The 16,551-nt window shown below is 68.6% G+C and carries 15 protein-coding genes; 6 read left to right on the top strand and 9 right to left on the bottom strand.

The genetic code is table 11. From position 1 onward, the window contains the following. Positions 1–50: 50 nt before the first annotated feature. From ET475_RS12955 to ET475_RS12935, 6 genes are read left to right on the top strand one after another with little or no spacing between them, the layout of a single operon-like run. Positions 51–1,352, top strand: coding sequence for an efflux RND transporter periplasmic adaptor subunit (locus tag ET475_RS12955; protein WP_129390959.1), 1,302 nt, complete (start codon positions 51–53; stop codon positions 1,350–1,352). Next, on the top strand, positions 1,349–2,059 hold the full coding sequence (locus ET475_RS12950) for an ABC transporter ATP-binding protein (RefSeq protein ID WP_129390956.1): 711 nt from the start codon (positions 1,349–1,351) through the stop codon (positions 2,057–2,059). Before ET475_RS12955 ends, ET475_RS12950 begins: the two co-directional genes overlap by 4 nt. Next, complete coding sequence (locus ET475_RS12945) at positions 2,056–3,288, top strand: ABC transporter permease (protein ID WP_129390953.1); 1,233 nt, start codon at positions 2,056–2,058, stop codon at positions 3,286–3,288. Before ET475_RS12950 ends, ET475_RS12945 begins: the two co-directional genes overlap by 4 nt. Positions 3,289–3,302: 14 nt before the next feature. Next, entirely contained in the window at positions 3,303–4,220 is a 918-nt protein-coding gene (locus tag ET475_RS17890; RefSeq protein ID WP_165310920.1) for a hypothetical protein, read from the top strand. Continuing rightward, entirely contained in the window at positions 4,213–6,429 is a 2,217-nt protein-coding gene (locus ET475_RS12940; RefSeq protein ID WP_165310918.1) for a permuted SH3 domain-containing protein, read from the top strand. Before ET475_RS17890 ends, ET475_RS12940 begins: the two co-directional genes overlap by 8 nt. Before the next feature lie 39 nt (positions 6,430–6,468). Next, positions 6,469–7,419, top strand: a complete 951-nt coding sequence (locus ET475_RS12935; RefSeq protein ID WP_129390947.1) for a 1-phosphofructokinase family hexose kinase — start codon at positions 6,469–6,471, stop codon at positions 7,417–7,419. Positions 7,420–7,423: 4 nt separating this feature from the next. Here the strand turns inward: ET475_RS12935 and ET475_RS12930 are convergent, their stop codons facing one another. The 9 genes from ET475_RS12930 to dapA form a co-directional block, all read right to left on the bottom strand. Beyond that, a complete protein-coding gene (locus tag ET475_RS12930) occupies positions 7,424–8,035 on the bottom strand; it encodes a regulatory protein RecX (protein ID WP_129390944.1) in 612 nt (203 codons plus the stop codon). A gap of 2 nt (positions 8,036–8,037) precedes the next feature. After that, positions 8,038–9,090, bottom strand: coding sequence for a recombinase RecA (gene recA / locus ET475_RS12925; protein ID WP_129390942.1), 1,053 nt, complete (start codon positions 9,088–9,090; stop codon positions 8,038–8,040). A 246-nt stretch (positions 9,091–9,336) separates the two neighbouring features. Beyond that, positions 9,337–9,561 carry a DUF3046 domain-containing protein gene (locus ET475_RS12920; protein ID WP_129390938.1) on the bottom strand — a complete coding sequence of 75 codons (225 nt, stop codon included), beginning with the start codon at positions 9,559–9,561 and terminating at the stop codon, positions 9,337–9,339. 3 nt (positions 9,562–9,564) lie between these two features. Then, the gene (locus ET475_RS12915; RefSeq protein WP_129390935.1) at positions 9,565–9,873 is read right to left on the bottom strand and encodes a helix-turn-helix domain-containing protein; all 309 of its coding nucleotides are present in this window, start codon (positions 9,871–9,873) and stop codon (positions 9,565–9,567) included. Positions 9,874–10,020: 147 nt separating this feature from the next. Next, positions 10,021–10,506 (bottom strand): CinA family protein, encoded by a 486-nt coding sequence (locus tag ET475_RS12910; protein WP_129390932.1) that lies wholly within the window; start codon positions 10,504–10,506, stop codon positions 10,021–10,023. Further along, positions 10,503–11,072 (bottom strand): CDP-diacylglycerol--glycerol-3-phosphate 3-phosphatidyltransferase, encoded by a 570-nt coding sequence (gene pgsA / locus ET475_RS12905; RefSeq protein ID WP_129390929.1) that lies wholly within the window; start codon positions 11,070–11,072, stop codon positions 10,503–10,505. The genes ET475_RS12910 and pgsA overlap by 4 nt, the downstream gene beginning before the upstream one ends. Before the next feature lie 18 nt (positions 11,073–11,090). Next, complete coding sequence (locus ET475_RS12900) at positions 11,091–13,769, bottom strand: FtsK/SpoIIIE family DNA translocase (RefSeq protein WP_129390926.1); 2,679 nt, start codon at positions 13,767–13,769, stop codon at positions 11,091–11,093. A 48-nt stretch (positions 13,770–13,817) separates the two neighbouring features. Next, positions 13,818–15,497, bottom strand: a complete 1,680-nt coding sequence (locus ET475_RS12895) for a ribonuclease J (RefSeq protein WP_129390923.1) — start codon at positions 15,495–15,497, stop codon at positions 13,818–13,820. Then, on the bottom strand, positions 15,494–16,471 hold the full coding sequence (dapA, locus tag ET475_RS12890; RefSeq protein WP_129390920.1) for a 4-hydroxy-tetrahydrodipicolinate synthase: 978 nt from the start codon (positions 16,469–16,471) through the stop codon (positions 15,494–15,496). Before dapA ends, ET475_RS12895 begins: the two co-directional genes overlap by 4 nt. Between the last annotated feature and the right edge of the window lie 80 nt (positions 16,472–16,551).

Below are 16,551 nucleotides of genomic sequence, written 5' to 3'. Positions count from 1 at the left end.
CCGCGTAACGTCACCGTCGTCTTGTTCTGTGAGCCCGAGGAGCCAGCCGCATGGCAGTGCGTACCTTTCTGAAAAGCGTCCCGCGACCGGCGTGGCTGACCGCCGGCGTGGCGGTTGTCGTTGCCGCCGGACTTTCGGTCTGGGCCTTCGGCTTCGTGATCCCCGGTCAGCCCACCGCCGCCACGACAGTCACGCGCACGGCGACCGCCGAGCTGCAGACGATGGAGAAGTCGGTCTCCACCACCGGAACGGTCGCCCCGGCGATCGACGATGAGGTGAGCTTCGAGGTCTCGGGGACGGTCACCGCTGTCTCGGTCGCCGCCGGCGACACCGTGAAGAAGGGACAGGCGCTGGCAAAGGTCGACACGCTGCAGCTGAAGGCGTCGCTGCTGCAGGCGAAGGCTGATCTCGCCGACGCGAAGGCGACGCTGGCTTCGGCTGAGGATGCGAACGACGGCACCAGCGCAGCCACCGCCCAGGTCTCGGCTGCCCAAGCCGCCGTCGATGTGGCGCAGGCTTCGGTCGATGACGCCGAAGACGCGATGGACGACGCGACGCTCGTCGCTCCCTCCGCGGGACTGGTGACCGCCGTGAACATCGCGGTCGGCGACAAGATCTCGGGCGGGTCCTCCTCGGGCGGGTCTTCGAGCGGGGCATCTGGCGCAGGCTCCGCAGCCGCGCCGTCAGCGGCATCCGGCTCGTCGTCCACTGCCAGCTCTGCCAGCACGTCGTCGGCGGCGTTCACCATTGTGAGCACCAACGCGTGGACCGTCGACGTCTCGATCGGTGAGACCGACATCGCCCACGTGGCCAAGGGCGATCAGGTGGAGTTGACCACCGACGACGAGGGGAAGTACTACGGCACCGTGACGCAGGTCGGGCTGCTGCCGTCGACCTCGTCGGGCTCGGCACAGTACCCGGTGTCGGTCGCTATCACCGGTGACGGCAAGGGCCTGTTCGACGGCGTGTCCGTCGACGTCTCAATCGTCTACGAGCGTCGCACCGATGTGCTGGTGGTCCCCTCGATGGCCGTGACCACCACTGACGGCAAGAGCACCGTCACGGTTGTCGGCTCCGACGGCACGCAGACCCCCACCCCGGTCGAGGTGGGTGAGACCTCGGGGCAGTACACCGAGATCACCTCGGGTCTGGACGAAGGCGCCGTGGTGCTGATGACATCGTTCACCCCGTCGGCGACCTCAGGCAGCGGTTCGCAGAACAGCCAGAACCAGAACGGTCGCTTCCCGAGCGGCGGGTCGTTCCCCGGTGGCGGCGAATTGCCGGGCGGCGGCGAGTTCCCCGGCGGCCAGGGCGGCCAGGGCGGTCAGGGCGGTCAGGGCGGAAACCGATGAGTGCACTGCCGCCGCCGGTCATCGAGATGGCCGGTGCCCGCAAGACCTACCGCAGCGGTCAGATCGAGTTCGAGGCATTGTCCGGCATCGACCTGAGCGTCACCGAGGGCGAGTATGTGGCCATCGTCGGTCCGTCGGGGTCGGGCAAGTCGACCCTGATGAACATCCTCGGATGCCTCGACGTGCTCACCAGCGGTTCGTACCGACTCGGCGGCGAAGACGTCGAAAGGCTCAGCGAGGTCGCGCTGGCGCGCGTGCGCAACCGGCAGATCGGATTCGTCTTCCAGCAGTTCCATCTGCTGCCCAGCCTGTCGGCGTTGCGGAACGTCGAGCTGCCGATGGTCTACGGGCGGGTCGAGAAGACCGAGCGGCGCGAACGTGCGGCCGCGGCACTGGAACGTGTCGGTCTCAGCGACCGGCTGAACAATCGCCCGGGCGAGCTGTCGGGCGGACAGCAGCAGCGAGTGGCAGTGGCGCGCGCGCTGGCGGGCGATCCGACCATGATCCTCGCCGACGAGCCCACCGGAAACCTCGACTCCGCCTCGACGGACGACGTGCTCGGGCTGTTCGACGAGCTGCACGCGGCGGGGCGGACCATCGTGCTGATCACCCATGAGCACGATGTCGCCCGCCGCGCCCGCCGCATGGTGACGGTGCGCGACGGTCTGATCGTCTCGGACGGCGCCACCCAGGAGGCGGCCGCATGAACTGGTCGGAGACCCTCGCCACCTCGTGGCACGCGATCCGCACGCACGCATTGCGATCACTGCTGACTGTTCTCGGCATTCTCGTCGGCATCGCCGCCGTGGTGGTGACCGTCGGGCTGGGCCTGGGCACCCAGAAGGATGTCAGCGCGCAGATCAGCTCGCTGGGCAGCAACCTGCTCATCGTCTCCCCCGGCTCGAGCACCGATTCCAGCGGCATGCGCGGAGGCTTCGGTTCGGCCGCGACGCTGAAGGCGTCGGATGCCGATGCTCTGACATCCGCTGTCGCGGCGCCCGACATCAACTCTGTCGCACCGGAGAAGACCTCGTCGCTGTCGCTGACCGCGGGCACCACGAACTGGACCACGACCGTCACCGGCACGACCACGTCGTGGCCGACGGTACGCTCGCGCACGCTCGAAGTGGGCTCGTTCTTCACCCAGGAGCAGTACGAGACCGAGGCCCACGTCGCGGTGATCGGCTCGGAGACCGCCGATGAACTCTTCGGCACGACAGCCGTGGTCGGCCAGACCGTCACCATCGACAGCACCGACTTTCAGATCATCGGCGTGCTCGCCGCAGCCGGATCGAGCTCGTCGACCAATCTCGACGATGTGGCCGTGATCCCGCTCTCGACCGCGGCCGACACTGTCATGGGCGGCACGACTGCCGACAGCGTCTCGACGATCTACGTGAAGGCGGCCTCGGACACCGTGCTGTCGGCCGCCTACCAAGAGGCCACCGCGATCCTCTTGAACGTGCACGGCATCACCTCGGCCGACGACGCGGACTTCACGGTGTCCAGCCAAGACGCCCTCGTCGAGACGGCCACCTCGATCTACCGGACCCTCACGGTGCTGCTGACCGGTATCGCGGCGCTGTCACTGCTGGTGGGTGGAATCGGCGTCATGAACATCATGCTGGTGTCGGTGACCGAGCGCACGCGCGAGATCGGTCTGCGCAAGGCGCTCGGTGCTCCCCCAGGAGCCATCCGCCGCCAGTTCCTCATCGAGGCGGCCATTCTGGGCCTGGGCGGCGGTGTGCTCGGTGTGCTCGTCGGCGTGGTCGCCACCTGGGTGCTGCCACCGCTGATCGGCAGTTCGGTGATCGCCTCGGTTCCCACCATGGTCCTCGCTCTGGTGGTCGCCGTCGCGATCGGCCTCGTCTTCGGCGTGTATCCGGCCGCCCGTGCCGCGCGCCTCACCCCCATCGACGCGCTTCGCAGCGAGTGAAAGAAGGCAGACTCATGCGCAACATCCCCCTGAACCGTCGCCGTCCCGTCGTTGCCGCCGCCGTGGCGGGCGGCGCCGCGGTGCTGCTCGCCCTCGCGGGTTGCTCCTCGACCGCGGCCGGCGCCGCCGATGCCTCGGCATCACCCGCCGCCGCGGCGGGCGGCGGCCAGCCCGGTCAGAACGCCCAGGACCGCGGCGGCGTCTCGGGCCTCATCGCCGCGATACAGGACGGCGTGCTGCAGGTGCAGGGCGACGACGAACAGACCGCGGTGCGCTACACCGACGACACCAGCATCCAACGCACCCGCACCGTGACTGCCTCTGACATCGCCGTGGGCGACTGCGTCCTGGCCGTCACCGGTCCAGACTCCGACGCTGCGACGACGATCACCGTCACCGCGGCCTCTGATGACGGCAGCTGCACAAGCGGATTCGGCGGCGGCGGGTTCGGCGGCGGGGGCGCGCGCCCCACCGGTGCTCCGACCGGGATGCCACAGGACGGCTCGCGCGGCACGATGGGCTCGGGGATGCCGCAGGACGGCACCGCGCCATCCGGCGCGCCCACTCCCGGCCAGAGCGGCGCGGGCGGCTTCGGCCAGTTCACATCGGGTGAGGTGACGGCGGTCAGCGCCGACTCGCTCACCGTCAAGACCACGTCCCAGAACGGATCCTCGTCGAGCGAGAAGGTGTCGCTTTCGGCCGAGACCACGGTGACGGCGACCAAGGATGCCTCCAGCTCGGACATCGCCGAGGGGCTGTGCGTACGCGCCACCGGCACGGCCGATGACAAGGGCGGCTACGACGCCACGGCTCTGGTGCTCTCAGACGCCTCGTCCGACGGCACGTGCACGACCGGCGCCGGGTTCGGTGGACGCGGTCAGCGGCCGGGTTCGGGTGGGCCGGGTTCTGACGCGGAGAGCTCCGATGACTGACGGGATCGACCGGGCACAGCCGCGGCGCGGGCTGGGCACGCTGTTCGCAACGCGGCGTCGAAAGCTGCTCGCCAGCGCAACGGTGGCGGTGCTGGTGGTCGGTGGCGGAACAGGCGTCGCTCTCGCGGCCACGCGCGGCGATGACGGGCGGTATCGCACCGCAACGGCCGAGAAGGCCGACGTCACCGAGACCCTCGCGCTGACCGGGCAAGTCTCCTCGGCCGACAGCGCGGCCGCGGCCTTCCAGGTGTCGGGCACCGTCGGCACGGTGCTGGTCAAGCTCGGCGACGAGGTCGCGGCCGGTCAGAAGCTGGCCACTCTCGACACCACGTCGCTGAAGAACGCCGTCACCTCCGCCCAAGACACGCTCGCCAAGGATCAGCAGCAGCTCGAAGACGATCTCGACGCGCAGAGCACCGGCACAACGTCTTCGACATCATCAGCGGCATCCGCACAGACCTCGTCGGAGTCTGCCCTCTCCGGTGGGGTGGCTGCCGCATCGGCAGGCGAAGCGTCGTCGGCATCCCGCACCCCCGCGCCGTCGACGACGCCCCGGACGACAGTCGACTCAGACCCGGCGTCCTCCTCGACCGCCGCGGCCGCACAGCGCAGCCCGTCTGCTGCGCCGACCACCGGCACGGAGCCGGCAGCGGCGACCGAGAGCGCCGCAGTCACGGCGGCCAAGAAGAAGGTCACCAGCGCACAGCAGGCGCTCCTCGATGAGTACGAGGTGGCAACCGCCGCCCAGACCGCGTCTGCGGCCGCGACGACAGATGCGCAGAAGGTCTGTGCACCGTTCCTCGACGCGAAGGTCGACGCCGACGGAACCCTGACCCCCGCCGACACGGACACGTCCGCTGACACGCCGACCAGCGATCCGACACCGACGGCACCCGCCGACGACGACCCGACAACCGACCCGACGGCCGACCCGACCGCGGACCCGACGACGGACGCCGCGACGACGGGTGACGCCGCCGATGACAGCTCCGATCAGCTCGGCAACGCGCAGGCCCTCTTGCAGGATTGCCAGTCGTCGATCTCCGACACCCTCGACAAGCAGAAGGCCACGGCTGCTGCGCAGTCAGCGCTGCAGGATGCCGCCCAGAAGCTCGACGACGCGGTCGCGGCCCTGCTGAAGGCCCTGGACAACGACACGCAGACGACTACGGGTGATGTCCCGTCGCCGTCGAAGACGAGCGCGCCGACCACCGGCAGCACGCAGAAGCCGTCGACGGGATCGTCGAATGCCGCGACCGGATCAGGTTCGTCGAGTGCACCCGGCTCGTCGGGCACCGCCCCTTCGTCAGAACCATCGGGTGCCGGCTCTTCGGGCACCACCGGCTCATCGGCAGGGGCCGGCTCATCGGGAGGGGCCGGTTCATCGGCAGGGTCGGGAGGCGGCTCGGGCAGTCCCACGTCCACGAATTCGAAGACCATCACCGCGGAGCAGATCCTCGCTGACCGGGCGCAGATCGATCTCGCCCAGTCCCAGGTGTCGGTCGCCGAGCAGAACCTCGGTTTCGCAACACTGAGCAGCCCGATCTCGGGCACGGTCGTCTCCGTGGCACTGGCCGCCGGTGATGAGGTGTCGGCCGCCTCGACCACCGCCGTGATCACGGTGCAGGGCGAGGGCGGCTACATCGTGACCTCCACGGTCGCGCTCGCAAAGATCGCGAAGGTCGCCGCGGGCCAGTCCGCATCAGTGGCGCTACCCGCATTCGCCAAGACGTACACCGGAACGGTCGCGTCCATCGGCGTGCAGAACGTCTCCGAGACCTCCACACCCACGTACTCCGTGACGATAGCAATCGACGCGGGCGACGACGACGTGCGCATCGGCGCGACGGCCCGCGCCACGGTCACCCTCTCGACCGCACATGACGTGCTCACGGTGCCCAGTTCGGCCGTGACGCTCTCGGGCTCACAGGCGTCGGTCGTTCTGCTCAAGGACGGCACACCCCAACAGACGTCGGTCGAGGTCGGCGCCACAGGTACCGAGCGGATAGAGATCACGAAGGGGATCAGCGCTGGGCAGACGGTCGTACTCGCCGACCTGGATGAACAGATCGCCTCGACCTCTGACACCACCAGCTCGAACGGGCTGACCGGTCTCAGCGGATCTCGGAGCTCGCGCGGCGGGTTCACCGGCGGTGGATTCACCGGTGGCGGGTTCAGTGGGGGGCAGGGCGCCCCGCCGGCCGGCTGACCTCTCGATCGCGCGCGCTGCGCCCGGTACGCTGACCGCATGTCGGATGCTGCCGGACACGCCCCGATCCTGACCGTCACCGTGAACCCCGCGCTGGATGTGACCACCTCGGTCGACCGCGTCGTGGCCGAGCACAAGATGCGCTGCGGCTCGACGCGGCTCGACCCGGGTGGCGGCGGGATCAACGTCTCCCGCGCCATCCGCAACCTGGGCGGCATCTCGACGGCGCTCTACACGGCGGGCGGGCCGACCGGGCAGGCGTACCGCCAACTGCTCGAACAAGACGGCATCACCGCCCGCGCCATCCGCATCGCCGAGAGCACCCGCGAGAGCTTCACGGTGGACGAGCTCTCCACCGGCGAACAGTTCCGCTTCGTTCTGCAAGGCCCGCAGTTCGCCGAGCAGGAATGGCGTGCGCTGCTGACCGCCGTCGAAGAAGAACTGCCGCACGGCGGCTACGTGGTGGCCAGCGGCAGTATTCCACCGGGCGTCCCGGCAGACTTCTATGCTCGGATAGCGCATCTGGCGGCGAGCCGGGATGCGCATGCCATCATCGACTCCTCGGGTGCCTCCTTGCGCGCCGCGCTCGACGAGGGGGTGCACCTGGTGGCGCCGAGTCGGCGCGAGCTCGCCGAGCTCGTGAGCGCTGACCTCGATGACCTGGATGCGCAGATCGGCGCAGCTCAGCAGCTCATCGCCGACGGCCGCAGCTCGCTGGTCGCACTCACGCTCGGCGGCGCGGGCGCCGTGATGGTGTCATCCGAAGCGGTGGTACGACTGCCGGCTGCCGCGGTGACGGTGCGCAGCACCGTGGGCGCCGGGGATGCGTTCCTCGCCGGTCTGGTCCTGCGCCTGGCACAGGGCCACGCCGTCGCCGAGGCCTTCCGCACCGCCGTCGCCGCAGGGGCCGCCACCGCCGCCCTGCCGGGCACCGCACTGTGCGACGCCGAGAGTGTCGCACGCCTCGAGCACGAGCTGGATGCAGCCTGACGCGTCATTCCTCGACGTCGTCGAGGGCACGGCGCGCGGCATCCAGTGCCGCCGAGCCGTATCCACGTCTGGCGAGTTGCCCGACCAGCCGGCGCAGCGCCACGTCGTGCGCAAGGCCGCGCATCGAACGCACCTTCTGCCTGGCGAACTCGAGAGCCCGCTCGGCATCGTCGTCGGGCAGTTCGGCCAGCGCGGCGTCGACCACGTCACGAGGGATGCCGCGCCCGGCGAGCGTGCGTGCGATGACCGTGCGTCCCTGCCCCTTGCGCTCGACGGCCGAGCGCACGAGTTGCCCGGCCAGCGCCTGATCGTCGAGGTAGCCGCGCCGGAGGAACGTCTGGATGACAACGTCGACCATTGAGGCATCGAGGTCTTTCTCAGCCACCACCGCCCGCGCCTCGGCCACCGACAGCTGGCGGGTGCGCAGCTTTCGGGTGAGACCATGCTCGGCGGCCTCGCGCTCGCCCCGGGCCGCCTCGTCGATCTGCGCGGCGGTGGCATCGTCGTCGCCAGGCTCGTCCTCCCACGTGGAGCGCCAGGCGGGTGCACTGCTCCCGAAGAGCGGGATGACGGGGGCGAGCTGGTCGTTGCTCTCGCCCCCGCGGTCCTCAGCCATGATCAGGCGGGCCGGCGCTGCGCCAGCTCGTCTTCGGCGATCTCCTCGACTGCCTTGGGAACACCGATGCCGAGCTTCGTCTTGATCTTGCTCTCGATCTCTGCCGCCATGTCGGCGTTCTTGATCAGGAAGTTGCGCGCGTTCTCTTTACCCTGACCGAGCTGTTCACCCTCGTAGGTGTACCAGGCGCCGGACTTCTTGACGATGCCGTGCTCGACGCCGAAGTCGATGAGGCTGCCCTCGCGCGAGATGCCGATTCCGTAGAGGATGTCGAACTCCGCCTGCTTGAACGGCGGCGCCATCTTGTTCTTGACGACCTTCACACGGGTGCGGTTTCCGACTGCCTCGGAACCGTCTTTCAGCGTCTCGATGCGACGGATGTCCAGGCGCACCGACGCGTAGAACTTCAACGCTTTGCCGCCCGCGGTGGTCTCGGGCGAGCCGAAGAACACGCCGATCTTCTCACGCAACTGGTTGATGAAGATCGCGGTGGTCTTGGTCTGGTTCAGCCCACCGGTCAGCTTGCGCAGCGCCTGCGACATCAGCCGGGCCTGCAGGCCCACATGCGAGTCACCCATCTCTCCCTCGATCTCGGCGCGCGGCACAAGGGCGGCCACGGAGTCGATCACGACCAGGTCGATGGCGCCCGAGCGGATCAGCATGTCGGCGATCTCGAGCGCCTGCTCACCGGTGTCGGGCTGAGACACGAGCAGCTGGTCGATGTCGACGCCGAGCTTCTTCGCGTAGTCGGGATCGAGCGCGTGCTCGGCGTCGACGAACGCGGCGATGCCGCCCGCCTTCTGCACGTTGGCGATCGCGTGCAGCGTGAGCGTCGTCTTACCCGACGACTCGGGGCCGTAGATCTCGATGATGCGCCCGCGGGGAAGTCCGCCCACGCCGAGGGCGACGTCGAGGGCGATCGAGCCGGTGGGGATGACCTCGACCGGGGCGCGCTCGTCGCTGCCCAGTCGCATGACCGAGCCCTTTCCGAACTGCCGGTCGATCTGTGCGAGGGCCGATTCCAGGGCCTTTTCGCGGTCTGCTGGTGTGGGCATGACGTGCTCCTTGTGCACTCGTGTTCCGTCGCCTGTAGGCTGTCGCGCCCAGTCCCGGAGGGGCCGGATGCTGCGACAAGGCGTAGGTGTCGTTCGACGCTGTCCACGGTACGGGCGGGCTCCGACATCCGATGCCGTCACTCGCTGTTCTGGGGACAGGAGCCTTCGCGACTCCACTGTGCAGGAGCCTACGCTCTTCTCGAAGCTATCTTCGACGACACGCCGACGCGGATGGCGCGGATCGACTCAGCGTCGACGCGGCTCCATCCTGCCCACGCCGTGTCGGTGCGACGGCGGCACATCCATCTCTTCGCACAGGGCCAGCCAGACCTCCCGCGGCGGGATGCCGGCATCCATCGCCTCTGCCGCGGTGCGTCCGCCCACGGCAGGAAGAGACAGATCGGCCACCAGTGCCGCTCCACGGGTGCCGAACTCATCGGCGACCGCGCGCTGGAATTCGCTGCGCCGCACGCGTCAGCGCAGCGAGAGTTCGGGTCCGACCTCGGCCACCAGGTCGTCGGGGACCACGTCGGGGAAGGTCTGCAGACCCTCCAGCACCGAGATGCGGTCGCCGACCTCACGCATGATGGTGGAGATCGGAACATCGAGCGCGTCAGCCACCGAAGCGAGGATCTCGCTCGAGGCCTCTTTCTGCCCACGCTCCACTTCGCTGAGGTACCCGAGCGCGACACTGGCGCGACCGGCCACCTGACGGAGGGTGTGGCCCTTCTGCTGGCGGAAGTCGCGAAGCACTTCGCCGATCTCTTGACGAACCAGGATCATTTCAGGCCCCCTCCTTACCGTGACTTCCTCGCTGTCTGGGTGCACAAGAGTACAACACCTGTGCGGGCCAGACTAATCCCACGCGCTGTGGAATAGTTGGGAATCGCCGAATGAAACGCAACCGTGACGCCGCGTGTTCCCGACCTCTCATAATGCGTCGATCACGGCCGCCAGCGCACGCCGGACAGCCTCGTGCCGGATAGCGCCGCGGTCGCCGTCGAGGACGATCGAGACCGCATGCGTGCCGTCGGGCGTCGAGACCCCGATGTGCACGGTGCCCACCGGCTGCCCGTCAGGCGACTCGGGACCCGCGATTCCGGTGGTGGAGACCCCCACGTCGGTGCGCACGCCGTGGCGGCCGGTCACCGTGCGGATGCCGTCGGCCATCTGTCGCGCGACCTCGGGATCCACCGGCCCGTGCGCGGCAAGGAGCGCGGCATCCACCCCCAGGATCGCCTGCTTGAGGTCGGTCGCGTAGGCGACCACGGCCCCGCGCAGCCAGGCCGATGCCCCCGGCACGTCGACGAGGGATGCCGCGACCAGGCCCCCGGTCAGCGATTCGGCGACGCCGATCGTCCACCCGCGCTCCCCAAGCCGCCGCAGCAGCCGCTCGGCTTCGGGCAGCGCGGTCATCGTGTGCCCTTGGCGCGCGCCGCGCGTACTTCGCTGACGAGATAGTCGATGCCGCTGGCGACGGTGAGGATCACGGCCACGGCCATCAGCACCCCGTTCACCCAGAGGATCCACTCCCCCACCACCGTCCACAGCGGCACCAGCGCCAGGCCAAGCGCCACCGCCTGCGCGACGGTCTTCAGCTTGCCCATCCAGGCCGCGGCGAGAACGTGATCGCCCACCACGATGAAGCGGTACACGGTGATGCCGATCTCGCGCACCAGCACCAGGATGGTCACCCACCACCACAGCTCGCCGAGGATCGACAGACCGACGAACGCACAACCGGTCAGCGCCTTGTCGGCGATCGGGTCGAGGATCTTGCCCAGATCGGTCACGATCCCGTTGCGGCGTGCTATCGCCCCATCGATGCCATCGGTGGCGATGGCCACGATGAACAGCACGGCCGCCCACCAGCGCAGCGGCCCATCGGCACCGCCGTCGGCCAGCAGCATCCAGAGAAAGATCGGAGCGCACAGGATGCGCACGATGGTGATCGCATTGGGCAGCTGGCGCGGTACTGTCACGGTCTCAGTATCGCAGGGTCACTCACGGCCGGTGAGCCCCCAGGCATCTTCGTCGCCATCGGCGTCGACCACGGGCAGGCCGTCGAACTGCGCTTCGATGGGGTCGCCGCTGTACGGCTCCGGCGGGTTCGGCGAGGCCGCCGCAGCCGGCGGCTCGTCGCCGCGCAGACGTGCCAGAACCTCGGGCAGCTGGTCGGGGGTGACCAACACGTCGCGGGCCTTGGACCCCTCAGAGGGGCCGACGATCTCGCGCGATTCGAGCAGGTCCATCAGGCGCCCCGCCTTGGCGAACCCGACCCGCAGCTTGCGCTGCAGCATCGAGGTCGATCCGAACTGGGTGGACACAATCTGCTCGGCCGCCGCCAGCAGCAACTCGAGGTCGTCGCCGATGTCGGCGTCGACCTCTTTGCGCTGCACGACAGCCTGTACATCGGGCCGATATTCGGGCTTGGCCTGGTTCGTCACGTGCTTGACCACGCGCTCGATCTCGGGCTCGCTGACCCATGCCCCCTGCACACGCAGGGTCTTGGACGCACCCATCGGCAGGAACAGCGCGTCACCCTGCCCGATCAGCCGGTCGGCGCCGGGCTGGTCGAGGATCACCCGCGAGTCGGTGACGCTCGTCACCGCGAACGCGAGTCGGGAGGGCACGTTCGCCTTGATCAGGCCGGTGACAACGTCGACGCTCGGACGCTGCGTGGCCAACACGAGATGGATGCCGCTGGCCCGCGCGAGCTGCGTGATGCGCACGATGGAGTCTTCGACGTCGCGCGGGGCGACCATCATGAGATCGGCAAGCTCATCGACGACCACGAGCAGGTACGGATAGGGCTTGAGCACCCGCTCGCTGCCCGGGGGCAGCTGGATCTCGTCGGCGACGACGGCCTTGTTGAAATCGTCGATGTGGCGGAATCCGAACGACGCCAGGTCGTCGTAGCGCATGTCCATCTCTTTGACGACCCACTGCAGCGCCTCGGCGGCCTTCTTGGGGTTGGTGATGATGGGCGTGATCAGGTGGGGGACGCCGGCGTAGCTGGTCAGCTCGACGCGCTTCGGGTCGATGAGCACCATGCGCACTTCGCTGGGCTTGGCGCGCATGAGAAGACTCGTGATCATCGAGTTCACGAAACTCGACTTCCCCGATCCCGTGGAACCGGCCACCAGCAGGTGGGGCATCTTCGCGAGGTTGGCCACGACGTAGCCGCCGCCGACGTCTTTGCCGACGCCGATCGTCATCGGATGCGTCGAGTTCTGTGCGGCCTGCGAGCGCAGCACATCGCCGAGCGTCACGATCTCACGGTCGGTGTTGGGGATCTCGACGCCGATGGCCTTCTTGCCGGGGATCGGCGCCAGGATGCGCACTTCATTGGATGCCACGGCGTAGGCGATGTTGTTGGTGAGGGCGGTGATCCGCTCGACCTTCACGCCCGGCCCGAGCTCGATCTCGTACTGGGTGACGGTCGGACCGCGCGAGAACCCGGTGACCCGTGCGTCGACCTTGAACTCGCGCAGCACGTTGGTCACCGCCTGCACGACCTTGTCGTTGGCCTCGGACCGTGTCTTGCCCGGCTCTCCGGCCGCCAGCGCCTGCACCGAGGGCAGCCGGTACGGTGCCGAGGGGGGCGCCCCGTTGCCGGTGCCCCCGATGCCCGAGAAACCGGGCAGTTGACCGTCGATCGGACCGGTGTCGCTGTCGTCGGCCAGCCCCGTCGCCGCCGAGCCGGCGAGAGCGCGCTGGGCACCGGCCAGCACCTTCGGGTCGATGATCTCGGTGGCGGCATCGGGCGAGACGATCGGCGAAGGGTCGGGAGCCAGCGCCTGCTCGAACCCGCTATGACCGTCGTCGGGGCTCAACAGCGCGGTCAGGTCGTCGGCGCCCAGCGAGCCGTCGACGTCTTTCTCGCGGCCCGTCTTGTTGCGCCGCCACCACGGCAGCTTGTCGTCGTCGGTGTCGGAGTCGGGGAGCACCTCGGTCTTGCCGGTGGTCTGGTCGGTCTTCTCGACCCGCTCGGCGCCGAACATCCACGCATACAGCTCGCCCAGCCGCTGTCCGATGCGGTTCGGCGGCGTGCGGGTGATGATGAGCACGCTGAGCCCCGCCAGCAGCGCGAGCACGATGGTGGCGCCCGGCACCGTGAGGTAGCCCAGCGGAGCGCCCAGCATCCAGCCGAACAGGCCGCCGGCGGCACTGAGCGTCGGCAGCCCGTCGCTGGGGTTGGGGCGCCCGCCGTAGAGGTGACAGAAGCCCGCGATCGACAAGATCAGCAGCGCGAAGCCGATGCCGATGCGGCCGTTGTCGTGCACCGAGGACGGATGGCGGAACAGCCAGCCCGCCAGAAGCACCAGCAGCACCGGCAGGATGAAAGCGGTACGCCCGACCAGGCCCCCGACCGAATAGGCGCTGATGTTCACCGAAGCGGCCGAGCCGATGAGGAACCACTCCACGACCGCGCCGGCGATCGCCAGCAACACGATCAGGAACGGGAAGCCGTCGCGCCGCTGATCCTTCTCGAGCGTCTCGGGTCCGAAGGCACGGAACAGTCCGCCCACCACATGAGCAAGCCCCAGCCAGGCGCGCACCAGAACGGGGGGCTTCTCCGACTCACCGACGTAACGCTTGGGGGCGGGGGCAGGCTTTTTGGCACGCGTCGAGGAGCCCTTGGCGGGTGTGCGACTGCTCGTGGTGCTCTTGGGCATTGCTCCACGGTACCGCGGCCGGCCGACCTTTCCGCGGAACGACGCGGGTCAGGCCTCGATCACCAGGGGCACGATCATCGGACGACGGCGCAGCGACTGGTTCACCCAGCGACCGATGGTGCGCCGCACCACCTGCGACAGCGCATGGCTGTCGCGCACACCCGAGCGTGCGGCCTCGGTCAGTGCCGCGGCGATCTTGGGCTTCACGTCTTCGAACACGGCGTCGTCTTCGGCGAAGCCGCGGGCGTGCACCTCAGGCCCGGAGATGATCTTGCCGGTGGCGGAGTCGACCACGACGATCACCGAGATGAAGCCCTCTTCGCCGAGGATGCGGCGGTCTTTCAGATCGGCGTCGGTGATCTCGCCGACCGTGGAGCCGTCGACGTACACGAAGCCCAGGTCGAGCTGACCGACGACCTTGGCGACGCCGTCGCGCAGGTCGACGACGGTGCCGTTCTCGCCGAGGATCGTGCGCTCGGCAGGCACTCCGGTGTCTTGCGCCAGGCGGGCGTTCGCGTGCAGGTGGCGGTGCTCGCCGTGGATCGGCATGACGTTGCGCGGCCCCACGATGTTGTAGCAGTACAGCAGCTCACCGGCGGCCGCATGGCCCGACACGTGCACCTTCGCGTTGCCCTTGTGCACGACGTTGGCGCCCAGCTTGGTGAGCCCGTCGATCACGCGGTAGACGGCGTTCTCGTTGCCGGGAATGAGACTGGATGCCAGGATCACGGTGTCGCCGGGACCAGGCTCGATCGCGTGGTCGAGATTGGCCATGCGGCTGAGCACGGCCATCGGCTCGCCCTGAGAGCCGGTGGACATGTAGACGATCTTGTCGTCGGGAAGGTCTTTGGCCTTCTTGTAGTCGATGAGCACGCCCTCGGGCACCTGCAGGTACCCCAACTGCTCGGCGATGGTCATGTTGCGCACCATGCTGCGGCCGAGGAACGCGAGCCGCCGGCCGTGGGCGGCTGCGGCATCCAGCACCTGCTGCACCCGGTGGATGTGACTGGAGAAGCTGGCCACGATCACCCGGCGCGGGGCCTTTGCTATCACCTGGTCCAGGACCGGCCCGATCGAGCGTTCCAGGGCCGTGAACCCGGGCACATCGGCGTTGGTGGAGTCGACCATGAACAGATCGACCCCTTCTTCGCCGAGCCGCGCGAAGGCGCGCAGGTCGGTGAGGCGGCCATCCAACGGCAGCTGGTCCATCTTGAAGTCGCCCGTGGCCAGCACGGTGCCGGCGGGTGTGCGGATAGCGACGGCGAGCGCGTCGGGAATGGAGTGGTTGACCGCCACGAACTCGAGGTCGAACGGTCCGACCTTTTCGCGCTGCCCCTCGGTGACGGTGAGGGTGAAGGCCTTCAGCCGGTGTTCCTTGAGCTTGGCCTCGACGAGGGCCAGAGTCAGCCCCGAGCCGATCAGGGGGATGTCGGGCCGCTCCTTCAGCAGATAGGGCACCGCACCGATGTGGTCTTCGTGGCCGTGCGTGAGCACGATGCCGTCGACCTCGCCGAGGCGGTCTTTGATCGGCGCGAAATCGGGAAGGATGAGGTCGACGCCGGGCTGGTTCTCTTCGGGGAAGAGCACGCCGCAGTCGACGATGAGCAGCCGACCGTCGAGCTCGAACACTGTCATGTTGCGGCCCACCTCGCCCAGCCCGCCGAGCGGGGTGATGCGCAGCGTGCCGGCTTCGAGTGCGGGCGGGGCGAACACCTCGGCGAAGCTCATCGGGTGGTCCCCGAGACCTTCGGCAGCGCTCCGCCGGCGGCGGCGTTGCGGTCGGGGCGGAAGTTCGAGAAGTCGACGCCCTCGACCTCGGTGACAAGTGCCAGTTCGTCTTCGATGATCGCTGCTTCCCATTCTTCGGGGCCCACCAGGGGCAGTCGCACGCGGGGGCTGGAGATGCGCCCCAGCCCATGCAGGATGTATTTGGCCGAGACGGTGCCCGGCACATGTGTCATGACCGCACGCACCAGCGGCTCGAGCTTCTTGTGGGCGGCGGTCGCCGCGGCGAGGTCGCCCCGGTTCACAGCATCCACTATCGTGCGATACGGCTGGGCGGCGATGTTCGCCGTCACGCCGACCAGACCGGTGGCCCCGATCGACAGGTGTGGCAGCACGTTGGTGTCATCACCCGAGAAGTACATCAGATCGGTCTGGTTGAGCACCCGCGAGACCTCGCTGAAGTTTCCCTTGGCGTCTTTGATGGCAAGGATGTTGGGATGCTTCGCCAGGCGCAGGATCGTCTCGTAGGCGATCGGCACACCGGTGCGGCCGGGGATGTCGTAGAGCATCATCGGCAGGTCGGTGGAGTCGGCGATGAGCCGGAAGTGGGTGAGGATGCCCGCCTGTGTCGGCTTGTTGTAGTACGGGGTCACGACGAGGATGCCGTCGGCACCGGCCTTCTCGCTGGCCTTGTAGAGCTGGATCGCGTGCGCGGTCTCGTTCGATCCCCCACCGGTGATGATCTTCGCGCGGCCGGCGGCGACGTCTTTGCCGACCTCGACCAGCTTGAGCTTCTCGGCATCGGTGAGCGTGCTGGTCTCGCCGGTGGTGCCCGTGACGACGATGCCGTCCGCTCCCGCAGACACGACGTCGTCGAGGTGCTTCTCCACCGCAGGCCAGTCGACTTCTCCGTCCGCCGTCATCGGCGTGACGAGGGCCACTAGTACCTGTCCGAAGGGATTGCCCGCGTGCGTCATGTGTTCAGGGTATCGGTTCGTTGCATCGCTCTGCGCGCCCTACGGGGCGGAGCAGGCGGTCGGGTCCGCCTGCTCCGCCT

Origin of the sequence: Microbacterium protaetiae, from assembly GCF_004135285.1 — a bacterium.
GTDB classification, from domain to species: Bacteria; Actinomycetota; Actinomycetes; order Actinomycetales; family Microbacteriaceae; genus Microbacterium; species Microbacterium protaetiae.
This window is presented reverse-complemented; position numbering and strand designations above follow the sequence as displayed.

Coding starts and splice junctions, on each gene's coding strand:
- ET475_RS12955 (WP_129390959.1), top strand. CDS start 51: ATGGCAGTGCGTACCTTTCTGAAAAGCGTCCCGCGACCGGCGTGGCTG.
- ET475_RS12950 (WP_129390956.1), top strand. CDS start 1,349: ATGAGTGCACTGCCGCCGCCGGTCATCGAGATGGCCGGTGCCCGCAAG.
- ET475_RS12945 (WP_129390953.1), top strand. CDS start 2,056: ATGAACTGGTCGGAGACCCTCGCCACCTCGTGGCACGCGATCCGCACG.
- ET475_RS17890 (WP_165310920.1), top strand. CDS start 3,303: ATGCGCAACATCCCCCTGAACCGTCGCCGTCCCGTCGTTGCCGCCGCC.
- ET475_RS12940 (WP_165310918.1), top strand. CDS start 4,213: ATGACTGACGGGATCGACCGGGCACAGCCGCGGCGCGGGCTGGGCACG.
- ET475_RS12935 (WP_129390947.1), top strand. CDS start 6,469: ATGTCGGATGCTGCCGGACACGCCCCGATCCTGACCGTCACCGTGAAC.
- ET475_RS12930 (WP_129390944.1), bottom strand. CDS start 8,035: ATGGCTGAGGACCGCGGGGGCGAGAGCAACGACCAGCTCGCCCCCGTC.
- recA (WP_129390942.1), bottom strand. CDS start 9,090: ATGCCCACACCAGCAGACCGCGAAAAGGCCCTGGAATCGGCCCTCGCA.
- ET475_RS12915 (WP_129390935.1), bottom strand. CDS start 9,873: ATGATCCTGGTTCGTCAAGAGATCGGCGAAGTGCTTCGCGACTTCCGC.
- ET475_RS12910 (WP_129390932.1), bottom strand. CDS start 10,506: ATGACCGCGCTGCCCGAAGCCGAGCGGCTGCTGCGGCGGCTTGGGGAG.
- ET475_RS12900 (WP_129390926.1), bottom strand. CDS start 13,769: ATGCCCAAGAGCACCACGAGCAGTCGCACACCCGCCAAGGGCTCCTCG.
- ET475_RS12895 (WP_129390923.1), bottom strand. CDS start 15,497: ATGAGCTTCGCCGAGGTGTTCGCCCCGCCCGCACTCGAAGCCGGCACG.
- dapA (WP_129390920.1), bottom strand. CDS start 16,471: ATGACGCACGCGGGCAATCCCTTCGGACAGGTACTAGTGGCCCTCGTC.